The organism is Streptomyces botrytidirepellens (genome assembly GCF_003721215.1).
Taxonomy (GTDB): Bacteria; Actinomycetota; Actinomycetes; order Streptomycetales; family Streptomycetaceae; genus Streptomyces; species Streptomyces himastatinicus.
In genome coordinates, this window is sequence record NZ_RIBZ01000174.1 from 1 (window position 1) to 19,120 (window position 19,120).

Sequence of the window (19,120 nt, forward strand, 5' to 3'; positions counted from 1 at the left end):
CCCGCCAGCCGCTGCCGCCCGGCGCGCACGGCGTGGGCCGCGCGGCGCGGGGCGACCAGGTCGAGCGCGTCGGTGACGACGGCCGTGGTCAGCACCTCGTCGGGCACGCCGCGCATGGCCCACCCGCCGCCGTCGCGCTGCGCCGCGACGAGCCGGTCGACGCCGCGGGTGAGGAGCGGGTCCGTGGTTCCGGGCTTCTCGGCGAGGTGCAGGGCGATGAGGGCGACGGCGGTGTTCGCCGGGGAGAACCGGTCTTCCGCCGCGCCGGGCGCGAACACCCCGTCCGGCCGCCGCCGGGCGAAGAGCGCCTCGGCACCGGCCGCGACGGCGGCGTCGATTCGGCCGGTCAAGGGTGTCGAGGGTTCCGAGGGTGAGGTCACCATGGGCTCGGACGGTCCTTCCGTAGTGCGGCGCGGAGGGCCGCGCTCGCGGCGGCCGTCGGGCGGGGGGCGGTGCCGTCGGCCGTGGCGGGAGGCCGCTTCGCGTCCCAGCCGTCCGGGGGGAACTCGTGGCGGGCGCGCAGCCTCGCCTGGGTCAGGACGCTGAGCGTCAGCAGCGGGATCAGCAGCGCCAGGGCCGGGGCCGGGCCCCAGCCCGTGGACAGGACCGCGCCCGCCAGGACGAGGCGTTCGGCGACCAGGACCTCGTGGGCCCGCAGCGCCCGTACGGGGGTCAGCGCGGCCGCGGCGCGCAGCAGCGGGGTGAAGGCGCCGATGCCGCAGGCCGCCGCGGCGAGCAGGAGGGCGGCGAAGGCGGTCCGTCCGGCGGGGGCGGTGAGCGGTACGCAGGCCGCGGCGGTGACGATCGCGGCCGCGTACAGCAGGGCGGCGGTGCGCGCCGCGTAGCGGACGCCGCGCAGGACGGGGAGCGTGTGGTAGCCGCCGCTGCGGTCGCCTTCGACGTCGCGGAGGGTGCCGACGAGGTTGGACGCGGTGTCGTGGGCCCAGAAGGCGAGGGCGGCCAGCAGCACGGCGGGCCACCGGGGTTCGGTTCCGGACGTCATCGCCCCGAAGACGACGGTGAGGGCCGTCAGCGCGCCCCGCACCGCGTTGCCGGACAGCCCGCGGCCCTTGAGCACCTTGCTGTACGCGACGATGCCCGCCATGCCGCCCGCGACCAGCAGCAGCGCGGGCCAGGCGGCCAGCGCGGTGACGACGGCGGCCGCGAGGGCGCACAGGATTCCGGAGGCCACGGCCGCGCGGGGGCTCAGCCGCCCTGAGGGGATCGGGCGTTGGGGTTTGCCGATGGCGTCGAGGTCGCGGTCGAAGTAGTCGCCGAGGTAGTGCCCGGCGATCCAGCTCAGGGTGGGTGCGGCCCAGGCGGCCCACAGGTGCGCCGGGGAGGGTGAGCCGTCGGCCAGGGCGGCTCCGGCCATGCCGACCAGGCCGGGGTAGGAGAGGGTGTACGGCCGCCAGGTCTGGAGATGCGCCCCGCAGCCGGTGGCCAGCCTGGTGGCGAGCGCCCCGGACACGGTCACCGCTCCCGGTCGGCGGAGAAGTCCGCGATGGCGGCGAGCACGGCGCAGCCCTCGGTCGGCGGGAGTTCCGCGAGGCAGTTCTTGGCGTGGGCGACCTCCGCCCGGGTGCGCTCGCGCGCGGCCCGCAGCGCGCCGGTGGAGTCCAGGACGCGACGTACGGCGTCGAAGGCGTCCGGCGCGGGCAGCGTGCCCCGCAGCGCGGTGCGCAGGGCGTCGCGTTCGGCGGCGTCGGCCCGCTCGTACGCCATGAGCACGGGGAAGGTGGGTCGTCCGTTGGCGGTGTCGCTGAGCGCGGACTTGCCGGTGGCCGCCGCTTCGCTGGTGTACGGCAGCAGGTCGTCGTGCATCTGGAAGGCGAGCCCGAGGTGTTCGGCGTAGCCGGTGAGGGCGCGCTGCGCGGTGGCGTCGCCGCCGCCCAGGAGGGCCCCGGCGTGGCAGGAGCCGCGGAAGAGGGCGCCGGTCTTGAGCGAGATCATCGTGAGGTAGCGGTCGAGCCCGCACGCCGCGTCGCCGCACAGCTCGGCCTCCATCGCCTGGCCGCGGCACAGGTCGACCCCGGCGCGGGCGAGGACCCGTACGGCGTCCAGCAGCCGGTCGGCGGGCAGGCCCTGGTCGGCGCACTCGGCGACGGCGGCGAACATGCCCATGATCAGGGCGTCGCCGGTGACGACGGCGTCCGCGACGCCGTACCGCGCCACGACGGTCGGGCGGCCGCGGCGCAGCGCGTCGCCGTCGATGACGTCGTCGTGGACCAGCGACCCGGCGTGGAGGTACTCCACGCCGAGCGCGGCGGGCAGGCTCTCCTCGTAGCCGCCGCCCACGGCCCGGGCGGACTCCACGAGCAGCAGCGGGCGCAGCAGTTTGCCCGCGGGCAGCAGGGCGTAGCGGGATATCCGGTGGACGCGCTCGCCGTCGGACGGCCAGCGGGATTCGAGGTCGCGCAGCAGGCGGGCGAGGGTGGGGTGGGCGGCGGAGAGCGGATCCGCGGGAGCGGTCACCGTGGTGTGCGGGGCGGCGCTCACGGCGTCTCCTCGCCGGCCGGGGCCGCCCCTCCGGTGGGCCCGTCCGCGTCGCGCGCCTTCGCGGCCAGCAGCGCGAACGCGTCGTTCGCGGCGGCCTCGGCGATGGTCACCCGTACGCCCTCGCCGGGCTTTCCGCACACCAGCACGCCGTGGTCCGCGCAGAACTGGGTGAAGCGCTCGACGCCGGACGCCATCGGCAGCCACAGGAAGTTGGCCTGGCTGGGCGTCACCTGCCAGCCCTGTTCGGTGAGGACGCCGTACAGCCGCTCCCGCTCGCGGGCGGTCTCCTCGCACCGGCGGCGGATCTCGGCGGACTCGGCGAGCGCGGCGACCGCCGCGGCCTGGGCGGCCGCGCTGACGCGGTAGAAGGTGAGGGCGCCGCGCAGCGGCGCGAGGGTGCGCTCGTGTCCGACGAGGTAGCCGACGCGCAGGCTGAGCAGGCCGTACGACTTGGAGAAGGTGCGCACCACGCACACCCGCTCGTCCTCCCGGTACAGGTCGAGGCCGTGGGCGACGGCGGCGGCGTCGGTATCGGCGAAGTCGATGTACGCCTCGTCGAGCACCACGGTGACGTGGGAGGGCAGCAGGTCGAGGAAGCGCCGCAGCGCCGCCTCGCCGACGGCGGTGCCGGTGGGGTTGTTGGGGTTGCAGACGATGACCAGGCGCGTCCGGTCGGTGACGGCGGCCGCCATCGCCTCCAGGTCGTGGGTCTCGTCGCGCAGCGGCACCCGCACGGTGGTGGAGGCGGCGTTGGCCGCCATCATCGGGTACGCCTCCCAGGACGGCCAGGCGTGCACGGTGTGGGTGTCCGGTCCGGTGAAGCCGGAGAACAGCAGCTGGAGCAGCGCTCCGGAGCCCGGGCCGACGGCGACGTCCCCGGGCGGCACCCCCAGGTGCTCGCCGATGGCCCCGGACAGCCCGAACCCCAGCGCGTCCAGGGTGCGGTGGGCTTCGGCGGCGGTTTCCGATACGGCCCGCACGACGGAGGGAAGGGGTGGATGGGAGGTCTCGTTCAGCGACATCTGGTGCTGTACGGCGCCCTGCGCGAGCACCGGTTGCATTCTGTTCCAGCCGTCTTTGTCAGACATGTTCCATTCCAATCCGCGGAAAATTCTAGGGAAATCCCGCAAGGTTTGGATCGGCAGCGCACCGAATGATGGGGGGTGGTCGGTGGTGGAGGCGGCGGCGAATACGAAAATAAGCTCGGCGGGCCCGGCGCACTCGAATCGCGGGGCGAGCCCGCGCACTCCTGGTCGGAACGGGAGGTGGCGGCCGCAACGCGCCGTCGTGCGCGGACCGTTCGGCAGTCGCGGCTATCGAACCGGTTGACCAGCGGCCGTCACCGGGCCGCCTCCTTGAGTGTGGAGGGCGCCGGGACCTACGTCCAATAAGGATCTTCCCGGCATGCATAAACACCTTTTACAGTGTTCATGTGCTCGACATCCATCAGTTAGCGGTCATAGCAGGCGTGGCGCGCGCGGGTTCCTACACCGCCGCCGCCGAATTACTGGGTTACACCCAGCCCGCCGTCAGCTACCGCATGCGCTCGCTGGAACGCACCATCGGCGTCCAGCTCGCGGTCCGGTCGGGCCGCGGGGTGCGGCTCACCCCGGCGGGCCGCCGACTGGCCCAGCACGCCGAGGTGGTGCTGTCCGCGCTGGGGGCCGTCGAGGACGAGTTCCGTACGTACGCCGCCCACGCGCGCGGCATGGTGCGGGTGTCGGCGATCCACAGCGCCTGCGCCTCGCTGCTGCCCGGCGCGGTGGCCCGGCTGCGGTCCGCCCGGCCCGATGTGCAGGTCGTCCTGGAGCGGGCCACCTCCCCGGACGCCTACCGCTCGCTGCGGGACGGGACGACCGACGTGGCCCTGGTGAGCGTCCGCGACGGAGCCCGCCCGGACGCCCCCGACACGGCCCCCGACGCAGGCCCCGGCACCGACCCCGGGGCCGCCGACGCCGCGGCGGAGCCCGGCCCGCCCGAGGCCGAGGTGGTGGACGTCCCGCTGATCAGCGATCCGCGCTGTGTGCTGCTCCCGGTCGACCACCCGCTGGCCGACCTGCGGACGATCCCCCTCAGCGCGCTGGCCGACGAGTCCTGGGTGCTGGACGAGGAGCGCGACGAGTTCACCGCCGCCTGCGCCCGGGCGGGCTTCGAGCCACGCACCGTCGCCATCACCAACGACCCCGCCACCGCCCACGATCTGGTCGCCCACGGCGTGGGCGCGGCCGTCGCGGAGGGCCTGGCCCTGCCGCCGCGGCCCGATCCGCGGGTGGTGGCCCGCCCGCTCCGCGGCTGGCCGCCGCGCCGCGTGCACGCCCTGCTCAGGGCGGGGACGACACGGGCCCCCGCGGTGGAGGCACTGCTCACGGCGCTGCGGGAGGCGGTGGAGGACCATCGCGCGGCGAACGGGGACCCCGCCCCGTTACGGCTGGCGCGGACGGCGGAGGCCGCGGGGTGATCGCGGGGGCGTCGGGATGGGGTAGAGTAGATCTTGCAACGCCGCCCCGAGGGGCGGGAGTTGATGCGTCGGTCGTCTAAGGAAAGATGCTCGTCTCCAAACGAGAGATGTAGGTGCAAGGCCTGCTCGGCGCTCCATGAAAGATCCCTCTCCTGATGCCAGGGGAGGGATTTTTTGTGTGTGCGCGCCGGCCGCCGTGTGCGGTCAGCGCGGAAGGCTCGCGTAGATCGTCTTGCCACGGCCGCGGGTGATGGTCACCTCCCGGGCCAGACGCTGGACCATGTGCCAGCCGAAGCCGCCGGTGCCGGTCGTCAGGTCGGGCGGACGGGCCCGGGGCGCCGCCGGGTTCGGGTCACTGACGGCGACGGTCACCGTGTCGGGACCGGCGGAGAGTTCGAGGGTGTACCGGCCGCCGCCGTGGCGCAGCGCGTTGGTGACGAGTTCGGACACCACCAGGAGGATGGCGTCGGTCGCGTCGGACCCCGGGGGCGGAGTGAGCCCCTTGGTGAAGGCCTTGGTGACGGCGCGGGCACGGTGAATGCCGCCAGGGCTGTCACCCCGCACCACGGTCGAGGCCGTGGGCCGAGTGTTGGCGATCTTCGTGCCGTTCATACGCGTACACCCCAGGTCGGATCGGATATGCCGCTTTGCAGAGGCTCGTGTGCCCGCTCTGCCGCTCCGCACGCTTGCCTGGCGCGGGAACGCCAGTTCTTCGATCTTGTACGGTCAGGAAAATCTATCGTGGTGACTGTAGACATGGGCCGCACGCCGGAGTTAGATTCCCTGTCGTAGTCACGGCGCCCGATGAGGCGCGGAGGACACCGACGACAAGGAGGCGGACAGCATCAGGATCGCCCGGGCGAAGAGTTGAGTCCGCTCGGGTACCGCACGCCCCGGAAGGGAAGGTGGTCCCCGGTCAGATATCCGCGATCCCCGCACACCTGTCGTCTCAGACGGGTACGCGGACAACGGTGTTGAACCCCTCGGGGCCCTGGAGCCGATTCGGCGCCAGGGCCCCTCGACGCGCGACCGACGAGATGACGGATGAGGTGTCAGTGGCCGAAGACAAACAGCACAACCGGCTCGACGATGACGACTACCCCGCGTACACCATGGGCCGTGCCGCCGACCTCCTCGGCACCACACCGGCCTTCCTGCGGGCCATCGGCGAAGCCGGCCTGATCGCGCCGCTGCGCTCCGATGGCGGCCACCGCCGCTACTCGCGCCATCAGCTGCGCATCGCCGCCCGCGCCCGCCAGCTCGTCGACCAGGGCACCCCGATCGACGCCGCGTGCCGCATCGTCGCCCTGGAAGACCAGCTCGAAGAGGCCCGGCGCACCAACGACGAACTGCGGCGCGACACCACCGCGCCCCGGCGTGACGGGGATTGCGCGGCGGGTCCCCGGATGGGGTAAAGTAGATCTTGCAACGCCGCCCCGAGGGGCGGAAGTTGATGCGTCGGTCGTCTAAGGAAAGATGCTCGTCTCCAAACGAGAGATGTAGGTGCAAGGCCTGCTCGGCGCTCCATGAAAGATCCCCCTCCTGAGGCCAGGAGGGGGATTTTCGCGTTCGGGCGCCCGAGGACCTCACGAGGATGGGGTCGCCCTGCCCGGGCGGCCGCCCGGGTGGCGGTGGCGCCAGGTCCAGAAGACGACGGTGGAGACGAGGGACCACCCGGCCAGCACCAGGAACGGGAAGCCGTGCTGGTGTCCGCCGAAGTAGACGGCGGTGTGCTGGGCGTTGACCGAGGCGCCCGGCGGCAGCCAGCGGCCGATGGCGCCGAGCAGGGACGGGAGCAGCGGCCAGGAGACCGCGCCGCCCGACGACGGGTTGCCGAGGAGGACCATCAACCCCCAGGTGGGGATGAGCGCCCAGCGTCCGAACAGGACGTTGAACATGGAGAACACCATCCCCGAGGTGAGCATGGTCAGGGCGAGGATCGCCCAGGACCCGGCGAAGGGGAGGTCCAGCGCGCCGAGCCCCCAGTCGACGATGGCGGCGATGACGAAGCCGCCGAGCAGGGCGTACGCCACGGTGAAGGCGATCCGCTCGGCCGGGTTCAGCTCGGCCGCGTTGACGCTCAGCTGGACGGCGCCGAGGAAGCCCATGATCACGGCGGCCAGCGAGATGTAGAAGACGGCCAGACCCCGCGGATCGCCCGGCTGGAGCGGCTTCAGGTCCCGTACGGCGACGGGCACGCCCACCGCCCGGCCCACCTTCGTACCGGCCGAGGCGAGCACCTGGGCGACGCTGGCGCCCGCGGCTGAGGACAGATCCAGCTCGACGCCGCGGCCGCGCGTCCGCAGGATCCCGAAGACCTGCTGCTCCTCGACGGCCCGGGCGGCGCGGCCGTACGACGGCTCGCGGTGCAGCCGCAGCGAGGCGTCCAGGGCCTTCTCCATCCCGGCGACGAAGCGCTGCGGCGGGGCGGCGCCCTGCTGGGTGACCACGACGGCGACGGGGATCTGGCGCGGGGTGGGGTTGGCGAAGGCGAAGGTGTACGAGCCCGCGAAGAGCCCCGCGCCCGCCGAGATGATCAGCACGATGACCGTGGCCGGGAAGAACGGGCTGTGCTTGAACCGGGTCCACGGGGACCGGGCCTCCGGGGACCGGGCCTCCGGGGACCGGGTCCACGGGGACCGGGCCTCCGGGGAGTCGTCGTCCGCCATGCGCTCACGCTAGACGGGACACTCCCGGCATATCGCGCGACGTGGCCCGGACAACACCCGGCGGAAATGGTTCGCCAGTCGTTTTGCCGAGGTGAGATCCTGGGGTCCGTATGTCCACGACTCCTGCCCCCGCCCTGTCCGCCCTCCTGGAGCGGCTCCCCGAGCTGATGCTGCGCGACCAGCAGCGGCTGGGGCGCCGGCTCGACGGCGCCCGCCGGATCCGCAAGCCCGAGGCCCGCGCGGCCGTGCTCGGCGAGATCGCCGAGGACGTCGAGCGGGCCGAGCTGAGGGTCGCGAACCGCCGCGCCGCCGTCCCGGACGTCACCTATCCGGAAGAGCTGCCGGTCAGCCAGAAGAAGGACGACATCCTCGCGGCCGTCCGCGATCACCAAGTGGTGATCGTCGCGGGCGAGACCGGCTCCGGGAAGACCACGCAGATCCCCAAGATCTGCCTGGAGCTGGGCCGCGGCGTCAGGGGACTGATCGGGCATACGCAGCCCCGCCGGATCGCGGCGCGCACCGTCGCCGAGCGCATCGCGGACGAGATCGGGACGCCGCTCGGCGAGTCCGTGGGCTGGAAGGTCCGCTTCACCGATCAGGTGAGCCCGGACACCCACGTCAAGCTGATGACGGACGGCATCCTGCTGGCCGAGATCCAGACCGACCGCGAGCTGCGCCAGTACGACACGATCATCATCGACGAGGCCCACGAGCGCAGCCTCAACATCGACTTCCTGCTCGGCTACCTGGCCCAGCTCCTCCCCCGCCGCCCCGACCTCAAGGTCGTGATCACCTCCGCGACCATCGACCCGGAGCGCTTCTCCCGCCACTTCGGCGACGCGCCGATCGTCGAGGTCAGCGGGCGTACGTACCCGGTCGAGGTGCGCTACCGGCCGCTGCTGGAGGAGGGCGGCGAGGACAGCGACCGGGACCAGATCACCGCGATCTGCGACGCGGTGGACGAGCTCCAGGCCGAGGGGCCGGGCGACATCCTGGTCTTCCTCTCCGGCGAGCGGGAGATCCGCGACACGGCCGACGCGCTGAACAAGAAGCAGCTGCGGTCCACCGAAGTGCTGCCGCTGTACGCCCGGCTGTCGCACGCCGAGCAGCACCGGGTCTTCCAGAGACACACCGGCCGCCGGATCGTGCTGGCGACGAACGTCGCGGAGACCTCGCTGACCGTCCCCGGCATCCGGTACGTGATCGACCCGGGCACGGCCCGGATCTCCCGCTACAGCCATCGCACCAAGGTCCAGCGGCTGCCCATCGAGCCGGTCTCCCAGGCCAGCGCCAACCAGCGCAAGGGCCGCTGCGGCCGGACCAGCGACGGCATCTGCGTCCGGCTGTACTCCGAGGACGACTTCCTCACCCGCCCGGAGTTCACGGACGCCGAGATCCTCCGTACCAACCTGGCCTCCGTCATCCTCCAGATGACCGCGGCGGGGCTCGGCGACATCGAGAAGTTCCCGTTCATCGATCCGCCGGACCGGCGCAACATCAAGGACGGCATCCAGCTCCTGGAGGAGCTGCACGCGCTGGACGGCAAGCAGAAGGACCCGCGCAAGCGGCTCACTCAGATGGGCCGGAAGCTGGCCCAGCTGCCGGTGGACCCGCGGCTGGCCCGGATGGTGCTGGAGGCGGACCGCAACGGCTGCGTCCGCGAGGTCATGGTGATCGCGGCGGCGCTGTCCATCCAGGACCCGCGCGAGCGCCCCTCCGACAAGCAGCAGCAGGCGGATCAGCAGCACGCCCGGTTCAAGGACGAGTCGAGCGACTTCCTGGCCTTCCTCAACCTGTGGAAGTACATCCGGGAGCGGCAGAAGGAGCTGTCCTCGTCCGCGTTCCGCCGCATGTGCCGCAATGAGTACCTCAACTACCTGCGCATACGCGAGTGGCAGGACATCTACAGCCAGCTGCGTACGGTCGCGAAGACGATGGACATCCAGCTGTCCGAGCAGGACGCGGCGCCGGACCACATCCACACCTCGCTGCTGTCCGGGCTGCTCTCGCACGTGGGCCTCAAGGACACCGAGAAGAACGAGTACCTGGGGGCGCGCAGCGCCAAGTTCGCCGTCTTCCCCGGTTCGGCGCTGTTCAAGAAGCCGCCGCGCTGGGTGATGTCGGCGGAGCTGGTCGAGACCTCCCGGCTGTGGGCGCGGGTCAACGCGAAGGTCGAGCCGGAGTGGATCGAGCCGCTGGCCCAGCACCTGGTCAAGCGCACCTACAGCGAGCCGCACTGGGAGCAGAAGCAGGCCGCGGTGATGGCGTACGAGCGGGTCACGCTCTACGGCGTGCCGATCGTCGCCCAGCGGAAGGTCAACTACGGCCGGATCGACCCGGAGACCAGCCGCGACCTGTTCATCCGCAACGCCCTGGTCGAGGGCGACTGGCGCACCCACCACCAGTTCTTCCACGACAACCGGAAGCTGCTGGGCGAGGTGGAGGAGCTGGAGCACCGCGCCCGGCGCCGCGACATCCTGGTGGACGACGAGACGCTGTTCGACTTCTACGACCAGCGGATTCCCGAGCACGTGGTGTCGGGGGCGCACTTCGACTCGTGGTGGAAGCACAAACGCCGGGACGAGCCGGAGCTTCTCAACTTCGAGAAGTCGATGCTCATCAACGAGCGGGCACAGGGCGTCTCCAAGGACGCGTATCCGGACTCCTGGCGCCAGGGGAAGCTCAAGTTCAGGGTGACGTACCAGTTCGAGCCGGGGGCGGACGCGGACGGCGTGACCGTCCACATCCCGCTCCAGGTGCTCAATCAGGTCACTCCGGACGGCTTCGACTGGCAGATCCCCGGGCTGCGCGAGGACCTGGTCACCGAGCTGATCCGGTCGCTGCCCAAGCCGGTGCGCCGCCACTACGTCCCGGCGCCGAACTACGCCAAGCGCTTCCTGGACGGCGCCGTGCCGCTCCAGGAGCCGCTGACGGCCGCGCTGGGCCGGGAGCTGCACCGGATGGTGGGGGTGCGGATCGAGCCGGAGGACTGGGACCCGGCCAAGGTCCCCGACCACCTGAAGATCACCTTCCGGGTGGTCGACGAGCGGCGCCGCAAGCTCGCCGAGGACAAGGACCTGGAGGCGCTCAAGCAGCGGCTGAAGCCGAAGACCCGGGCCGCGATCTCCAAGGCGTTCGAGTCTTCGAAGGAGTCCGCCGGCATCGAGCAGCGCGGCGGGCTGACCTCGTGGACGGTCGGCTCCCTGCCGCGCACCTTCGAGACCCGCCGCGGCGGCCAGCCGGTCAAGGCGTATCCGGCGCTGGTGGACGAGGGCGCGTCGGTGGCGTTGCGGCTCTTCGACACCGAGCCCGAGCAGCGGCAGGCGATGTGGCGGGGCACCCGGCGGCTGATCCTGCTCCAGCTGCCGTCCAACCCGGCGAAGTTCGCGCAGGGGAAGCTGACCAACCAGGCCAAGCTGGCGCTCTCCAGCAGCCCGCACGGCAGCATCGCGGCGCTCTTCGAGGACTGCGTCTCCGCGGCCGCCGACCGGCTCATCGCGGCCCGCGGCGGCCCGGTGTGGGACGAGGAATCGTTCCGCAAGCTCTTCGACGCGGTACGGGCCGACATCGCGGACGCCACGCTGGACACCGTCCGGAAGGTCCAGGAGGTGCTGGCGGCCTGGCAGGCGTGTGAGCGCCGGCTCAAGGGCATCAAGAGCCCGGTGCTGCTGCCGTCCCTCGCGGACGTCCGGGAGCAGCTCTCGGAGCTGATGACGCCGGGCTTCGTGACCGCGCACGGCGTACGCCGCCTCCCGGACCTCATGCGCTATCTGGTGGCCGTGGACCGACGGCTCCAGCAGCTCCCCACCAACGCCGAGCGGGACCGCACCCGGATGGCGAAGGTGAAGGAGATGCGGGACGAGTACGCCTGGCTGCTGGAGCAGTTCCCGGCGGGCCGCCCGGTGCCCGCCGAGGCGCTGGAGATCCGCTGGATGATCGAGGAGCTGCGGGTCAGCTACTTCGCGCACGCCCTGGGCACGGCCTACCCGGTCTCCGACAAGCGCATCGTGAAGGCCATCGACGCGGTGGCTCCGTAGCCGCCCTCCCGGCCTCCGGCAGCCCGGGACGGGCCGGGCGGGCGCGAGTTCGACCGCACCCCCTGACCTGCTGTAGAGTCTGTGACGCACAGCAGCGAGGCACACAGCGAACAGGCTGTGGGGCGTCACTGATGGTCCTGTGGAGCAGTTTGGAGTGCTCGCCACCCTGTCAAGGTGGAGGCCGCGGGTTCAAATCCCGTCAGGACCGCAGAACGGCGAAGGCCCGGATCCGCACAAGGATCCGGGCCTTCGGTCGTCTTGACGGCACCCCGCACCCGGCGGTACCCAGACTAAAAGGTGGCGTGGGGGTGGCCGGGAGGTGCGGGCACATGACGACGACCGCGAAACATGAGACCAGGGCGCTCCTGAGGGCCCATCTGGCGGCCGCCTCGGGCTACCGCCACTTCACCCGGCACTGCCCCGTCTGCCATCGGCTGCTGCGGCTGGCGATGGAGCCCGCGCCGCGCGCGGAGCAGGCGCCCGCGGAGCAGGCGCCCGCCGGGCCACCGGCCGGGCCATCGACCGGGGAGGCTCCACCGGCGGAGCCCGACGGATCATCAACTCGGTAAGCCCTTACCGCAGTTCCGGGGAAATCGACAAGCGTTGAACCATGTGACGGGAGTCACCGGCGGCGCTCCGGGAGTGGGGGAACTTACACCTGCCTCACAACAGGTCAATTTAATATGTGCAATTGCACCCTGTGTCCGGGCCATTCCCGGACCACCTGATCGCCCCCTGTCCCCTACCCCTCGCGGGCCGTCAAGACGCTCCTCAGCCCCGTCCGGATCCGCCCCGAACACCCTGTGGGCGACCCGTCACGCGGGCATAAAAAAGATCGCGCTGGACCCGGCGGAGTCCAGCGCGATCGACGACGCACCCATGTCGAGCGGTGATGGCCTGTTGGGGCAGGCACCCGTCGTGGTGGAGCCATACAGGCGAAAGCCGGGCTGGGGGGCCCGGAAATGCCCGGTTATGCGGTTGTTCAGGCCTCGCTGCGCTGCTGCGGGATGCCCGCCAGAAGCGCACGGACCTCCGCTTCGCGGTAGCGCCGGTGCCCTCCGAGCGTGCGGATGGACGTGAGCTTGCCTGCCTTGGCCCAGCGCGTGACCGTCTTCGGGTCCACGCGGAACATGGTGGCAACCTCAGCCGGGGTCAGCAGCGGCTCGGCATCAGGGGTGCGAGCGGTCATGAGCGGCCTCCTCGGGAGAACCGAACCATCACGGTTCTTTCCTCTAAATTCTGCACCTTGACCCACGTTGCCCGAAATGGCGGACGCGGGCCGAGTCGGTTATAGGACGAACGGCTTGTCCTCGGCACTACAACTACACCATCTGTCCAGCCCCGTCGGCCAAACCGATGGAATTGCCCTCTCAGGTGTCCAACCTCGACGGAAGCCGATGGACCATGCCATAACGGACAGTCACGCGGCCGTGACGATCAGTCACAACAGGATCAGGGGTATCAGATCCGCCAAGGAGTGCAATACCGATGAATCCGCCCATACTTGGGCGGAAGGAGAACTTCCCGGACTCCTTGTCCTATTTTGACACGAGGATGGGGGATTGCCGCAAGACCCGAAGTCAGTGCTTTAGATCACCATTGACGCAATGGCCCGGATCGGGACCTACGTCCCCCCACCCCGGCTCTGACGCGCCCGGCCGCCCGATGGATCCGCTTTCCCCGGATCTTCCCCGGCTCTTCCCCGGACCTTCACCGGCCCCGACCCGCCTCAGCTGGCGTTCTGCCGGCCCCGGACCTCGCTCCACCGATCGGTCAGCCGCTCGTACGCACTGCCCGCGCGCTCCCCGTCCCCGTCCCTCAGTGCCGCAAGCCCTTCCGCCACATCCGCCGCCGAGCGGTCGTCCTCCAGCTGCCCGGCGGGCAGCACGTGCACCAGACCGCCGTAGTCCAGCTCGACCAGCGACCGCGGATGGAATTCCTCGAGCCACCGGCCCACGTCCACCAGGCCGTCGATGAGCGGGCCCTCGCCGAGAGCCTCCTTGAGCACCTTAAGCCCGCGCGCGACCCGCCGCCTGGCCTGGACCATCGGGGTGCGGTAACGCAGGATGAGCCCCTCGTCACCCTTGGTGTACTCGCGCTCCTCGTCCGCGAAGAGGACGAACCAGCGGACCGGGACGTGCCAGGTCGCCGAGCGGATCCACGGCCGGGCGTCCGGATTGCGCTCCAGCCACTGCTCGTAGTCCGAGGCGGCCTGCCGGCGCACCACGGGGGGCAGCGCGGCGTCCAGGAGAGGGCCGGGAAGGCTCTCGGGCAGCTCTTCCAGGGCCAACCAGCCGCGCAGCCGCGTCCGCCACGGACAGACGCACGTGACGCCGTCCACGACCGCCACAAAGGCGTCCGCGCTCTCGTGCACCGGAACCGGCACCGGTGGCACCGGCAGCAGGTCGGCGAGCGAGCGCCGCAGCTCGTCCTGAGCGCCGGGGAGGTCGTCGCGCTTGGCATAGGTCGCCCAGTGCGTGCGCTCCGGCTCGGGAAAAGCAGCCAAGGGCTCATAGACACGGAGATACGCCGCATATGGGACAATCACCGAAGACGCCAAGGTCACACGCGCTCCCTCAAGGCCGATACCACCGCCAGGAGTTGCCTACCCCCTGCTCACGGCATCGTCCCACGACCACCATGCGGACTCGGCGGGGACATGGCCGCTCCCGCGCCCTCCCAGGGCTTACGCTCGTGCCCACCGGCCCTCCCCACCAGCACGGAGGGCGCCTTACCCGACCTATGGGAGTCACCACCGTGACCGACGTACGTCACACCGTCAGCGTCGACGGTCCGACGGAGAGTCGCGTGCCGAACCCTCTCTCACCCCTGTCAATACTGTTCCGCACCGATCTGGGCGGTCATGAGCAGGTCCTGCTGTGCCAGGACCGGGAGAGCGGCCTGAAGGCCGTCATCGCGATCCACTCGACCGCCCTGGGCCCCGCGCTCGGCGGCACCCGTTTCCACGCCTACAGCGCCGAGGAGCACCCCGAGGAAGCGGCGGTCCTCGACGCGCTCAACCTCGCCCGCGGCATGTCCTACAAGAACGCGCTGGCCGGGCTCGACCACGGCGGCGGCAAGGCCGTGATCCTCGGCGATCCCGAAGAGATCAAGACCGAAGCGCTGCTGCTCGCCTACGGCCGTTTCGTGGCCTCCCTGGGCGGCCGCTACGTCACCGCCTGCGACGTGGGCACCTACGTCGCCGACATGGACGTGGTCGCCCGCGAGTGCCCCTGGACCACCGGCCGCTCCCCCGAGAACGGCGGCGCCGGCGACTCCTCGGTGCTGACCGCCTACGGCGTCTTCCAGGGTATGCGGGCCAGCGCCCGGGCCTCCTGGGGCACGCCCACGCTGCGCGGCCGCCGGGTCGGCATCGCGGGCGTCGGCAAGGTCGGCCACCACCTGGTGGAGCACCTGCTGGAGGACGGCGCCGAGGTCGTCGTCACCGATGTGCGCGCCGAGTCGGTCGACCGGGTGCTCGCCCGCCACCCCCGGGTCGAGGCGGTCCGGGACACCGGTGCGCTGATCCGCGCGGACCTCGACGTGTACGCGCCGTGCGCGCTCGGCGGCGCGCTGGACGACGACACGGTGCCCGCCCTCACCGCGAAGGTGGTGTGCGGCGCGGCCAACAACCAGCTCGCCCACCCGGGTGTCGAGAAGGACCTCGCCGACCGCGGGATCCTCTACGCGCCGGACTACGTGGTGAACGCGGGCGGAGTGATCCAGGTCGCGGACGAACTGCACGGGTTCGACTTCGAGCGGGCCAAGGCCAAGGCGTCAAAGATCTTTGACACGACTTTGGCCATTTTTGATCGGGCCCGGACCGATGGCATTCCGCCCGCGGCCGCCGCCGACCGGCTCGCCGAACACCGGATGGCGGAGGGTCACGGCGCCGCATGAGTGTCATCTGAGTGCCGCCTGAGCACTGCCTGAGCGCCGCCCGGGGGACACCCGGGCGTCGCTCGGGCGACGCTCGTCCGACGCCGGAACGACGCCGGACCGACCCCGAATCGACGCGGAGAGCCCCCGCGACAGGCGCCGGAAACCCCCTTCGGAGCGGGCCGTACCGGCCGGTGAGGGGCACCTCGGCGAGAGATCCCTCACGGCCCGTCGGCGGGTCGGCCCCGGAGACAGGTTAAAATCGCAGCTGACCAGCGGGGACGGGGCGCCCCGCGGGTTCTGCCTCGTGGCACGTCGTGTGGGCGACGTACCGTATGGCCACAGAAGCAGGTACCGTTGAAGCCCTACGGACCGGTCTCTCTTAGGGGAGTCCGCTCCGATTCATGAACGTGAACGCGTGTCAAGACTCTGGGGCCGTCGAGCCCCGTCGTTGAGGGGGTCGAGCCATGGGGCGCGGCCGGGCCAAGGCCAAGCAGACGAAGGTCGCCCGCCAGCTGAAGTACAACAGCGGTGGGACGGACCTCTCACGCCTGGCCGAGGAGCTGGGCGCATCGACATCGAGCCAGCCGCCGAATGGCGAGCCGTTCGAGGACGATGAGCTGGACGATGACCCGTACGCACAGTACGCGGATCTGTACAACGACGATGACGACGAGGACGACGACCGGTCCGATCCGTCCGCGCAGCGTCGCCGCGCCTGAACGACCCGTTCACGGCGCTCGGCAATTCGCCGCACCTCCGCCGGTCCGGGGCACCCGCCTCGGACCGGCTTCTGTGCTGTCCGCGCACCGGGCGCGGCCGGCTCAGCTCGCGTAGTCACCGGTCAGCGTCACCGCTTCCGTGTCACCCGCCGTACGGTCGGTGATCTCACCGCTGACCCAGGCGTCCACCCCGCGGTCCGCCAGGGTCGCGAGCGCGGCGTCCACCGATGCGCCCGGCACGACGGCCATCATGCCGACGCCCATGTTCAAGGTCTTCTCCAGCTCCAGCCGCTCGACCGAGCCGAGCTTCCCCACCAGGTCGAAGATCGCGCCGGGGGTCCAGGCCGACCGGTCCACCACCGCCCGCAGACCGTCCGGGATGACCCGGGCCAGGTTGTTGGCGAGCCCGCCGCCGGTGATGTGCGAGAAGGCGTGCACCTCGGTCGTCCGGGTGAGGGCCAGGCAGTCCAGCGAGTAGATCCGGGTCGGCTCCAGCAGCTCCTCCCCCAGCGTCCGGCCCAGCTCCGGCACCTCGCGGTCCAGCGCCCAGCCGGCCCGGTCGAAGAGCACATGGCGGACGAGTGAGTACCCGTTCGAGTGAAGTCCGGACGAGGCCATGGCGATCACCGCGTCCCCCGTACGGATGCGGTCCGCGCCCAGCACCTGATCCGCCTCGACCACGCCCGTACCGGCCCCGGCGACGTCGAAGTCATCGGCGCCCAGCAGCCCCGGGTGCTCGGCGGTCTCGCCGCCGACCAGCGCGCAACCCGCGAGGGAACAGCCCTCGGCGATGCCCTTGACGAGGGCGGCGACCCGCTCCGGGTGGACCTTGCCGACGCAGATGTAGTCGGTCATGAACAGCGGCTCGGCGCCGCACACCACCAGGTCGTCCACGACCATGCCGACCAGGTCGTGGCCGACCGTGTCGTACACGCCCATCCGCCGGGCGATGTCCACCTTGGTGCCCACGCCGTCGGTCGCGGACGCCAGCAGCGGACGCCGGTAGCGGGCGAGCGCGGAGGCGTCGAAGAGGCCCGCGAAGCCGCCGAGGCCGCCCACGACCTCGGGCCGGGACGCCTTCTTGACCCACTCCTTCATCAGCTCGACGGCGCGGTCGCCCGCCTCGATGTCGACGCCCGCGGCGGCGTAGCTGGCACCAGTGGACTCAGACATGACCTTGAGTTCTTTCGTTTCGGGTAGCGCGTACGAGGGCCGGGTGCCCGGGCCTACGGGCGGCGGAGCGCGTCCGCGCCGCCGACACCGGCGGTCAGCGTCCGCACGCCGTCGGCGTCGGCACTGCTCGGGGCCTGCGTCTCCGACTCCAGCAGATGCTTGCCCAGCAGCTCCGGGTCCGGCAGGTCCATCGGGTACTCGCCGTCGAAGCAGGCGCGGCACAGATTCGGCTTGGCGATCGTGGTCGCCTCGATCATGCCGTCGGTGGAGATGTACGCCAGGGAGTCGGCGCCCAGCGACTTGCCGATCTCCTCGGTCGACAGCCCGTTGGCGATCAGCTCGGCGCGGGTCGCGAAGTCGATGCCGAAGAAGCAGGGCCACTTGATGGGCGGGCTGCTGATCCGGATGTGCACCTCGAGCGCACCGGCCTCGCGGAGCATCCGCACCAGGGCGCGCTGGGTGTTGCCGCGGACGATCGAGTCGTCCACGACCACCAGCCGCTTGCCCCGGATGACCTCCTTGAGGGGGTTCAGCTTGAGCCGGATGCCGAGCTGCCGGATGGTCTGCGAGGGCTGGATGAAGGTCCGGCCGACGTAGCTGTTCTTGACCAGCCCGGAGCCGTACGGGATCCCGCTCGCCTCGGCGTACCCGACGGCGGCCGGGGTGCCGGACTCCGGTGTCGCTATGACGAGGTCGGCCTCGGCCGGGGACTCCTTCGCCAGCCGGCGGCCCATCTCGACGCGGGAGAGGTAGACGTTGCGGCCCGCGATGTCGGTGTCGGGGCGCGCCAGGTACACGTACTCGAAGACGCAGCCCTTGGGCCGGGCGGGGGCGAACGTCGTGGAACGCAGGCCGTTCTCGTCGATCGCGACCATCTCGCCGGGCTCGATCTCCCGGATGAAGGACGCGCCCACGATGTCGAGGGCCGCCGTCTCCGACGCCACCACCCAGCCGCGCTCCAGGCGGCCGAGCACCAGCGGGCGGATGCCCTGGGGGTCCCGGGCGGCGTACAGCGTGTGCTCGTCCATGAAGCAGAGGCTGAAAGCGCCCTTGACTTTCGGCAGCACGATCGGAGCGGCCTGCTCGACGGTCAGCGCCTTGCCGTCCTCGTCGACCTGCCCCGCGAGGAGGGCGGTGACCAGGTCGGTGTCGTTGGTGGCCGCGACCTGGGTGGCGCGGCCCTTGTCTCTGGGAAGGGCCTCGACCAGCTCCGCCAGCTCGGCGGTGTTGACCAGATTCCCGTTGTGGCCCAGCGCGATCGAGCCGTGGGCGGTCGCCCGGAACGTCGGCTGCGCGTTCTCCCACACCGAGGCTCCGGTGGTGGAGTAGCGGGCATGACCGACCGCGATGTGGCCCAGCAGGGAGCCGAGGGAGGTCTCGTCGAAGACTTGTGAGACCAGGCCCATGTCCTTGAAGACGAGGATCTGGGAGCCGTTGCTCACTGCGATGCCCGCGGACTCCTGACCGCGGTGCTGCAGCGCGTACAGCCCGAAATAGGTGAGTTTGGCGACCTCTTCGCCCGGCGCCCAGACTCCGAAGACGCCGCAAGCGTCCTGGGGGCCCTTCTCGCCGGGGAGCAGGTCGTGGCTGAGTCGTCCGTCACCACGTGGCACGGCATCGAGTCTAGGACAGTTCCGCGGTGCGTCCGAACGAGGGACCCGATGGGGGGCGTATGTCACATCT

Annotated in this window: 15 protein-coding genes, 1 tRNA gene and 1 pseudogene; 7 read left to right on the forward strand and 10 right to left on the reverse strand. The window is 71.3% G+C overall.

Translation table 11 applies throughout. From position 1 onward, the window contains the following. The 4 genes and pseudogenes from EEJ42_RS13365 to EEJ42_RS13380 form a co-directional block, all read right to left on the reverse strand. Nucleotides 1–350: pseudogene (locus tag EEJ42_RS13365) on the reverse strand (prenyltransferase/squalene oxidase repeat-containing protein); the annotation flags it as partial. Between the two features lie 26 nt (nt 351–376). Further along, nucleotides 377–1,477, reverse strand: coding sequence for a UbiA family prenyltransferase (locus EEJ42_RS13370; RefSeq protein WP_246096525.1), 1,101 nt, complete (start codon nt 1,475–1,477; stop codon nt 377–379). Beyond that, the gene (locus EEJ42_RS13375) at nt 1,474–2,499 is read right to left on the reverse strand and encodes a polyprenyl synthetase family protein (RefSeq protein ID WP_246096533.1); all 1,026 of its coding nucleotides are present in this window, start codon (nt 2,497–2,499) and stop codon (nt 1,474–1,476) included. Before EEJ42_RS13375 ends, EEJ42_RS13370 begins: the two co-directional genes overlap by 4 nt. Beyond that, nucleotides 2,496–3,587, reverse strand: a complete 1,092-nt coding sequence (locus EEJ42_RS13380) for an aminotransferase class I/II-fold pyridoxal phosphate-dependent enzyme (protein ID WP_246096541.1) — start codon at nt 3,585–3,587, stop codon at nt 2,496–2,498. Before EEJ42_RS13380 ends, EEJ42_RS13375 begins: the two co-directional genes overlap by 4 nt. A gap of 344 nt (nt 3,588–3,931) precedes the next feature. On the opposite strand from EEJ42_RS13380, the gene EEJ42_RS13385 reads away from it, so the two are divergent. After that, nucleotides 3,932–4,957 carry a LysR family transcriptional regulator gene (locus tag EEJ42_RS13385; protein WP_123100170.1) on the forward strand — a complete coding sequence of 342 codons (1,026 nt, stop codon included), beginning with the start codon at nt 3,932–3,934 and terminating at the stop codon, nt 4,955–4,957. A gap of 204 nt (nt 4,958–5,161) precedes the next feature. On the opposite strand, the gene EEJ42_RS13390 is transcribed toward EEJ42_RS13385, so the two are convergent. Continuing rightward, nucleotides 5,162–5,569, reverse strand: a complete 408-nt coding sequence (locus EEJ42_RS13390; protein WP_123100171.1) for an ATP-binding protein — start codon at nt 5,567–5,569, stop codon at nt 5,162–5,164. A 425-nt stretch (nt 5,570–5,994) separates the two neighbouring features. On the opposite strand from EEJ42_RS13390, the gene EEJ42_RS13395 reads away from it, so the two are divergent. Continuing rightward, nucleotides 5,995–6,372, forward strand: a complete 378-nt coding sequence (locus EEJ42_RS13395) for a MerR family transcriptional regulator (RefSeq protein WP_123100172.1) — start codon at nt 5,995–5,997, stop codon at nt 6,370–6,372. Between the two features lie 171 nt (nt 6,373–6,543). Here EEJ42_RS13395 and EEJ42_RS13400 read toward each other — a convergent pair whose 3' ends face one another. Then, the gene (locus EEJ42_RS13400; RefSeq protein WP_123100173.1) at nt 6,544–7,626 is read right to left on the reverse strand and encodes an ABC transporter permease; all 1,083 of its coding nucleotides are present in this window, start codon (nt 7,624–7,626) and stop codon (nt 6,544–6,546) included. 110 nt (nt 7,627–7,736) lie between these two features. Between EEJ42_RS13400 and hrpA the strand changes: the two genes are divergently transcribed. From hrpA to EEJ42_RS50825, 3 genes are all read left to right on the forward strand, one after another. After that, the gene (gene hrpA, locus EEJ42_RS13405; RefSeq protein ID WP_123100174.1) at nt 7,737–11,663 is read left to right on the forward strand and encodes an ATP-dependent RNA helicase HrpA; all 3,927 of its coding nucleotides are present in this window, start codon (nt 7,737–7,739) and stop codon (nt 11,661–11,663) included. 133 nt (nt 11,664–11,796) lie between these two features. Beyond that, nucleotides 11,797–11,871: transfer RNA gene (locus EEJ42_RS13410), tRNA-Asp, on the forward strand. A 121-nt stretch (nt 11,872–11,992) separates the two neighbouring features. Beyond that, nucleotides 11,993–12,232 (forward strand): DUF6274 family protein, encoded by a 240-nt coding sequence (locus tag EEJ42_RS50825; RefSeq protein ID WP_184503066.1) that lies wholly within the window; start codon nt 11,993–11,995, stop codon nt 12,230–12,232. Between the two features lie 413 nt (nt 12,233–12,645). Here the strand turns inward: EEJ42_RS50825 and bldC are convergent, their stop codons facing one another. Together bldC and EEJ42_RS13425 are read right to left on the reverse strand one after the other, a co-directional pair. Then, on the reverse strand, nt 12,646–12,852 hold the full coding sequence (gene bldC / locus EEJ42_RS13420) for a developmental transcriptional regulator BldC (RefSeq protein WP_003949541.1): 207 nt from the start codon (nt 12,850–12,852) through the stop codon (nt 12,646–12,648). A 540-nt stretch (nt 12,853–13,392) separates the two neighbouring features. After that, nucleotides 13,393–14,229, reverse strand: a complete 837-nt coding sequence (locus EEJ42_RS13425) for a DUF8083 family protein (RefSeq protein ID WP_123100175.1) — start codon at nt 14,227–14,229, stop codon at nt 13,393–13,395. Nucleotides 14,230–14,405: 176 nt separating this feature from the next. Between EEJ42_RS13425 and EEJ42_RS13430 the strand changes: the two genes are divergently transcribed. Both EEJ42_RS13430 and EEJ42_RS13435 read left to right on the forward strand, forming a co-directional pair. Next, nucleotides 14,406–15,563 (forward strand): Leu/Phe/Val dehydrogenase, encoded by a 1,158-nt coding sequence (locus EEJ42_RS13430; RefSeq protein WP_246096552.1) that lies wholly within the window; start codon nt 14,406–14,408, stop codon nt 15,561–15,563. Between the two features lie 446 nt (nt 15,564–16,009). After that, a complete protein-coding gene (locus tag EEJ42_RS13435) occupies nt 16,010–16,264 on the forward strand; it encodes a DUF3073 domain-containing protein (protein WP_123100176.1) in 255 nt (84 codons plus the stop codon). 102 nt (nt 16,265–16,366) lie between these two features. Here EEJ42_RS13435 and purM read toward each other — a convergent pair whose 3' ends face one another. Together purM and purF are read right to left on the reverse strand one after the other, a co-directional pair. Beyond that, complete coding sequence (gene purM, locus EEJ42_RS13440) at nt 16,367–17,437, reverse strand: phosphoribosylformylglycinamidine cyclo-ligase (RefSeq protein WP_123100177.1); 1,071 nt, start codon at nt 17,435–17,437, stop codon at nt 16,367–16,369. A gap of 53 nt (nt 17,438–17,490) precedes the next feature. Further along, complete coding sequence (gene purF, locus EEJ42_RS13445) at nt 17,491–19,050, reverse strand: amidophosphoribosyltransferase (protein WP_123100178.1); 1,560 nt, start codon at nt 19,048–19,050, stop codon at nt 17,491–17,493. Nucleotides 19,051–19,120 lie beyond the last annotated feature (70 nt).

Excerpts from the sequence above, each read along its gene's own strand:
- EEJ42_RS13380 (WP_246096541.1), bottom strand. The coding sequence starts at position 3,587 with ATGTCTGACAAAGACGGCTGGAACAGAATGCAACCGGTGCTCGCGCAG.
- EEJ42_RS13390 (WP_123100171.1), bottom strand. The coding sequence starts at position 5,569 with ATGAACGGCACGAAGATCGCCAACACTCGGCCCACGGCCTCGACCGTG.
- EEJ42_RS13395 (WP_123100172.1), top strand. The coding sequence starts at position 5,995 with ATGACGGATGAGGTGTCAGTGGCCGAAGACAAACAGCACAACCGGCTC.
- EEJ42_RS13400 (WP_123100173.1), bottom strand. The coding sequence starts at position 7,626 with ATGGCGGACGACGACTCCCCGGAGGCCCGGTCCCCGTGGACCCGGTCC.
- hrpA (WP_123100174.1), top strand. The coding sequence starts at position 7,737 with ATGTCCACGACTCCTGCCCCCGCCCTGTCCGCCCTCCTGGAGCGGCTC.
- EEJ42_RS50825 (WP_184503066.1), top strand. The coding sequence starts at position 11,993 with ATGACGACGACCGCGAAACATGAGACCAGGGCGCTCCTGAGGGCCCAT.
- bldC (WP_003949541.1), bottom strand. The coding sequence starts at position 12,852 with ATGACCGCTCGCACCCCTGATGCCGAGCCGCTGCTGACCCCGGCTGAG.
- EEJ42_RS13430 (WP_246096552.1), top strand. The coding sequence starts at position 14,406 with ATGGGAGTCACCACCGTGACCGACGTACGTCACACCGTCAGCGTCGAC.
- EEJ42_RS13435 (WP_123100176.1), top strand. The coding sequence starts at position 16,010 with ATGGGGCGCGGCCGGGCCAAGGCCAAGCAGACGAAGGTCGCCCGCCAG.
- purM (WP_123100177.1), bottom strand. The coding sequence starts at position 17,437 with ATGTCTGAGTCCACTGGTGCCAGCTACGCCGCCGCGGGCGTCGACATC.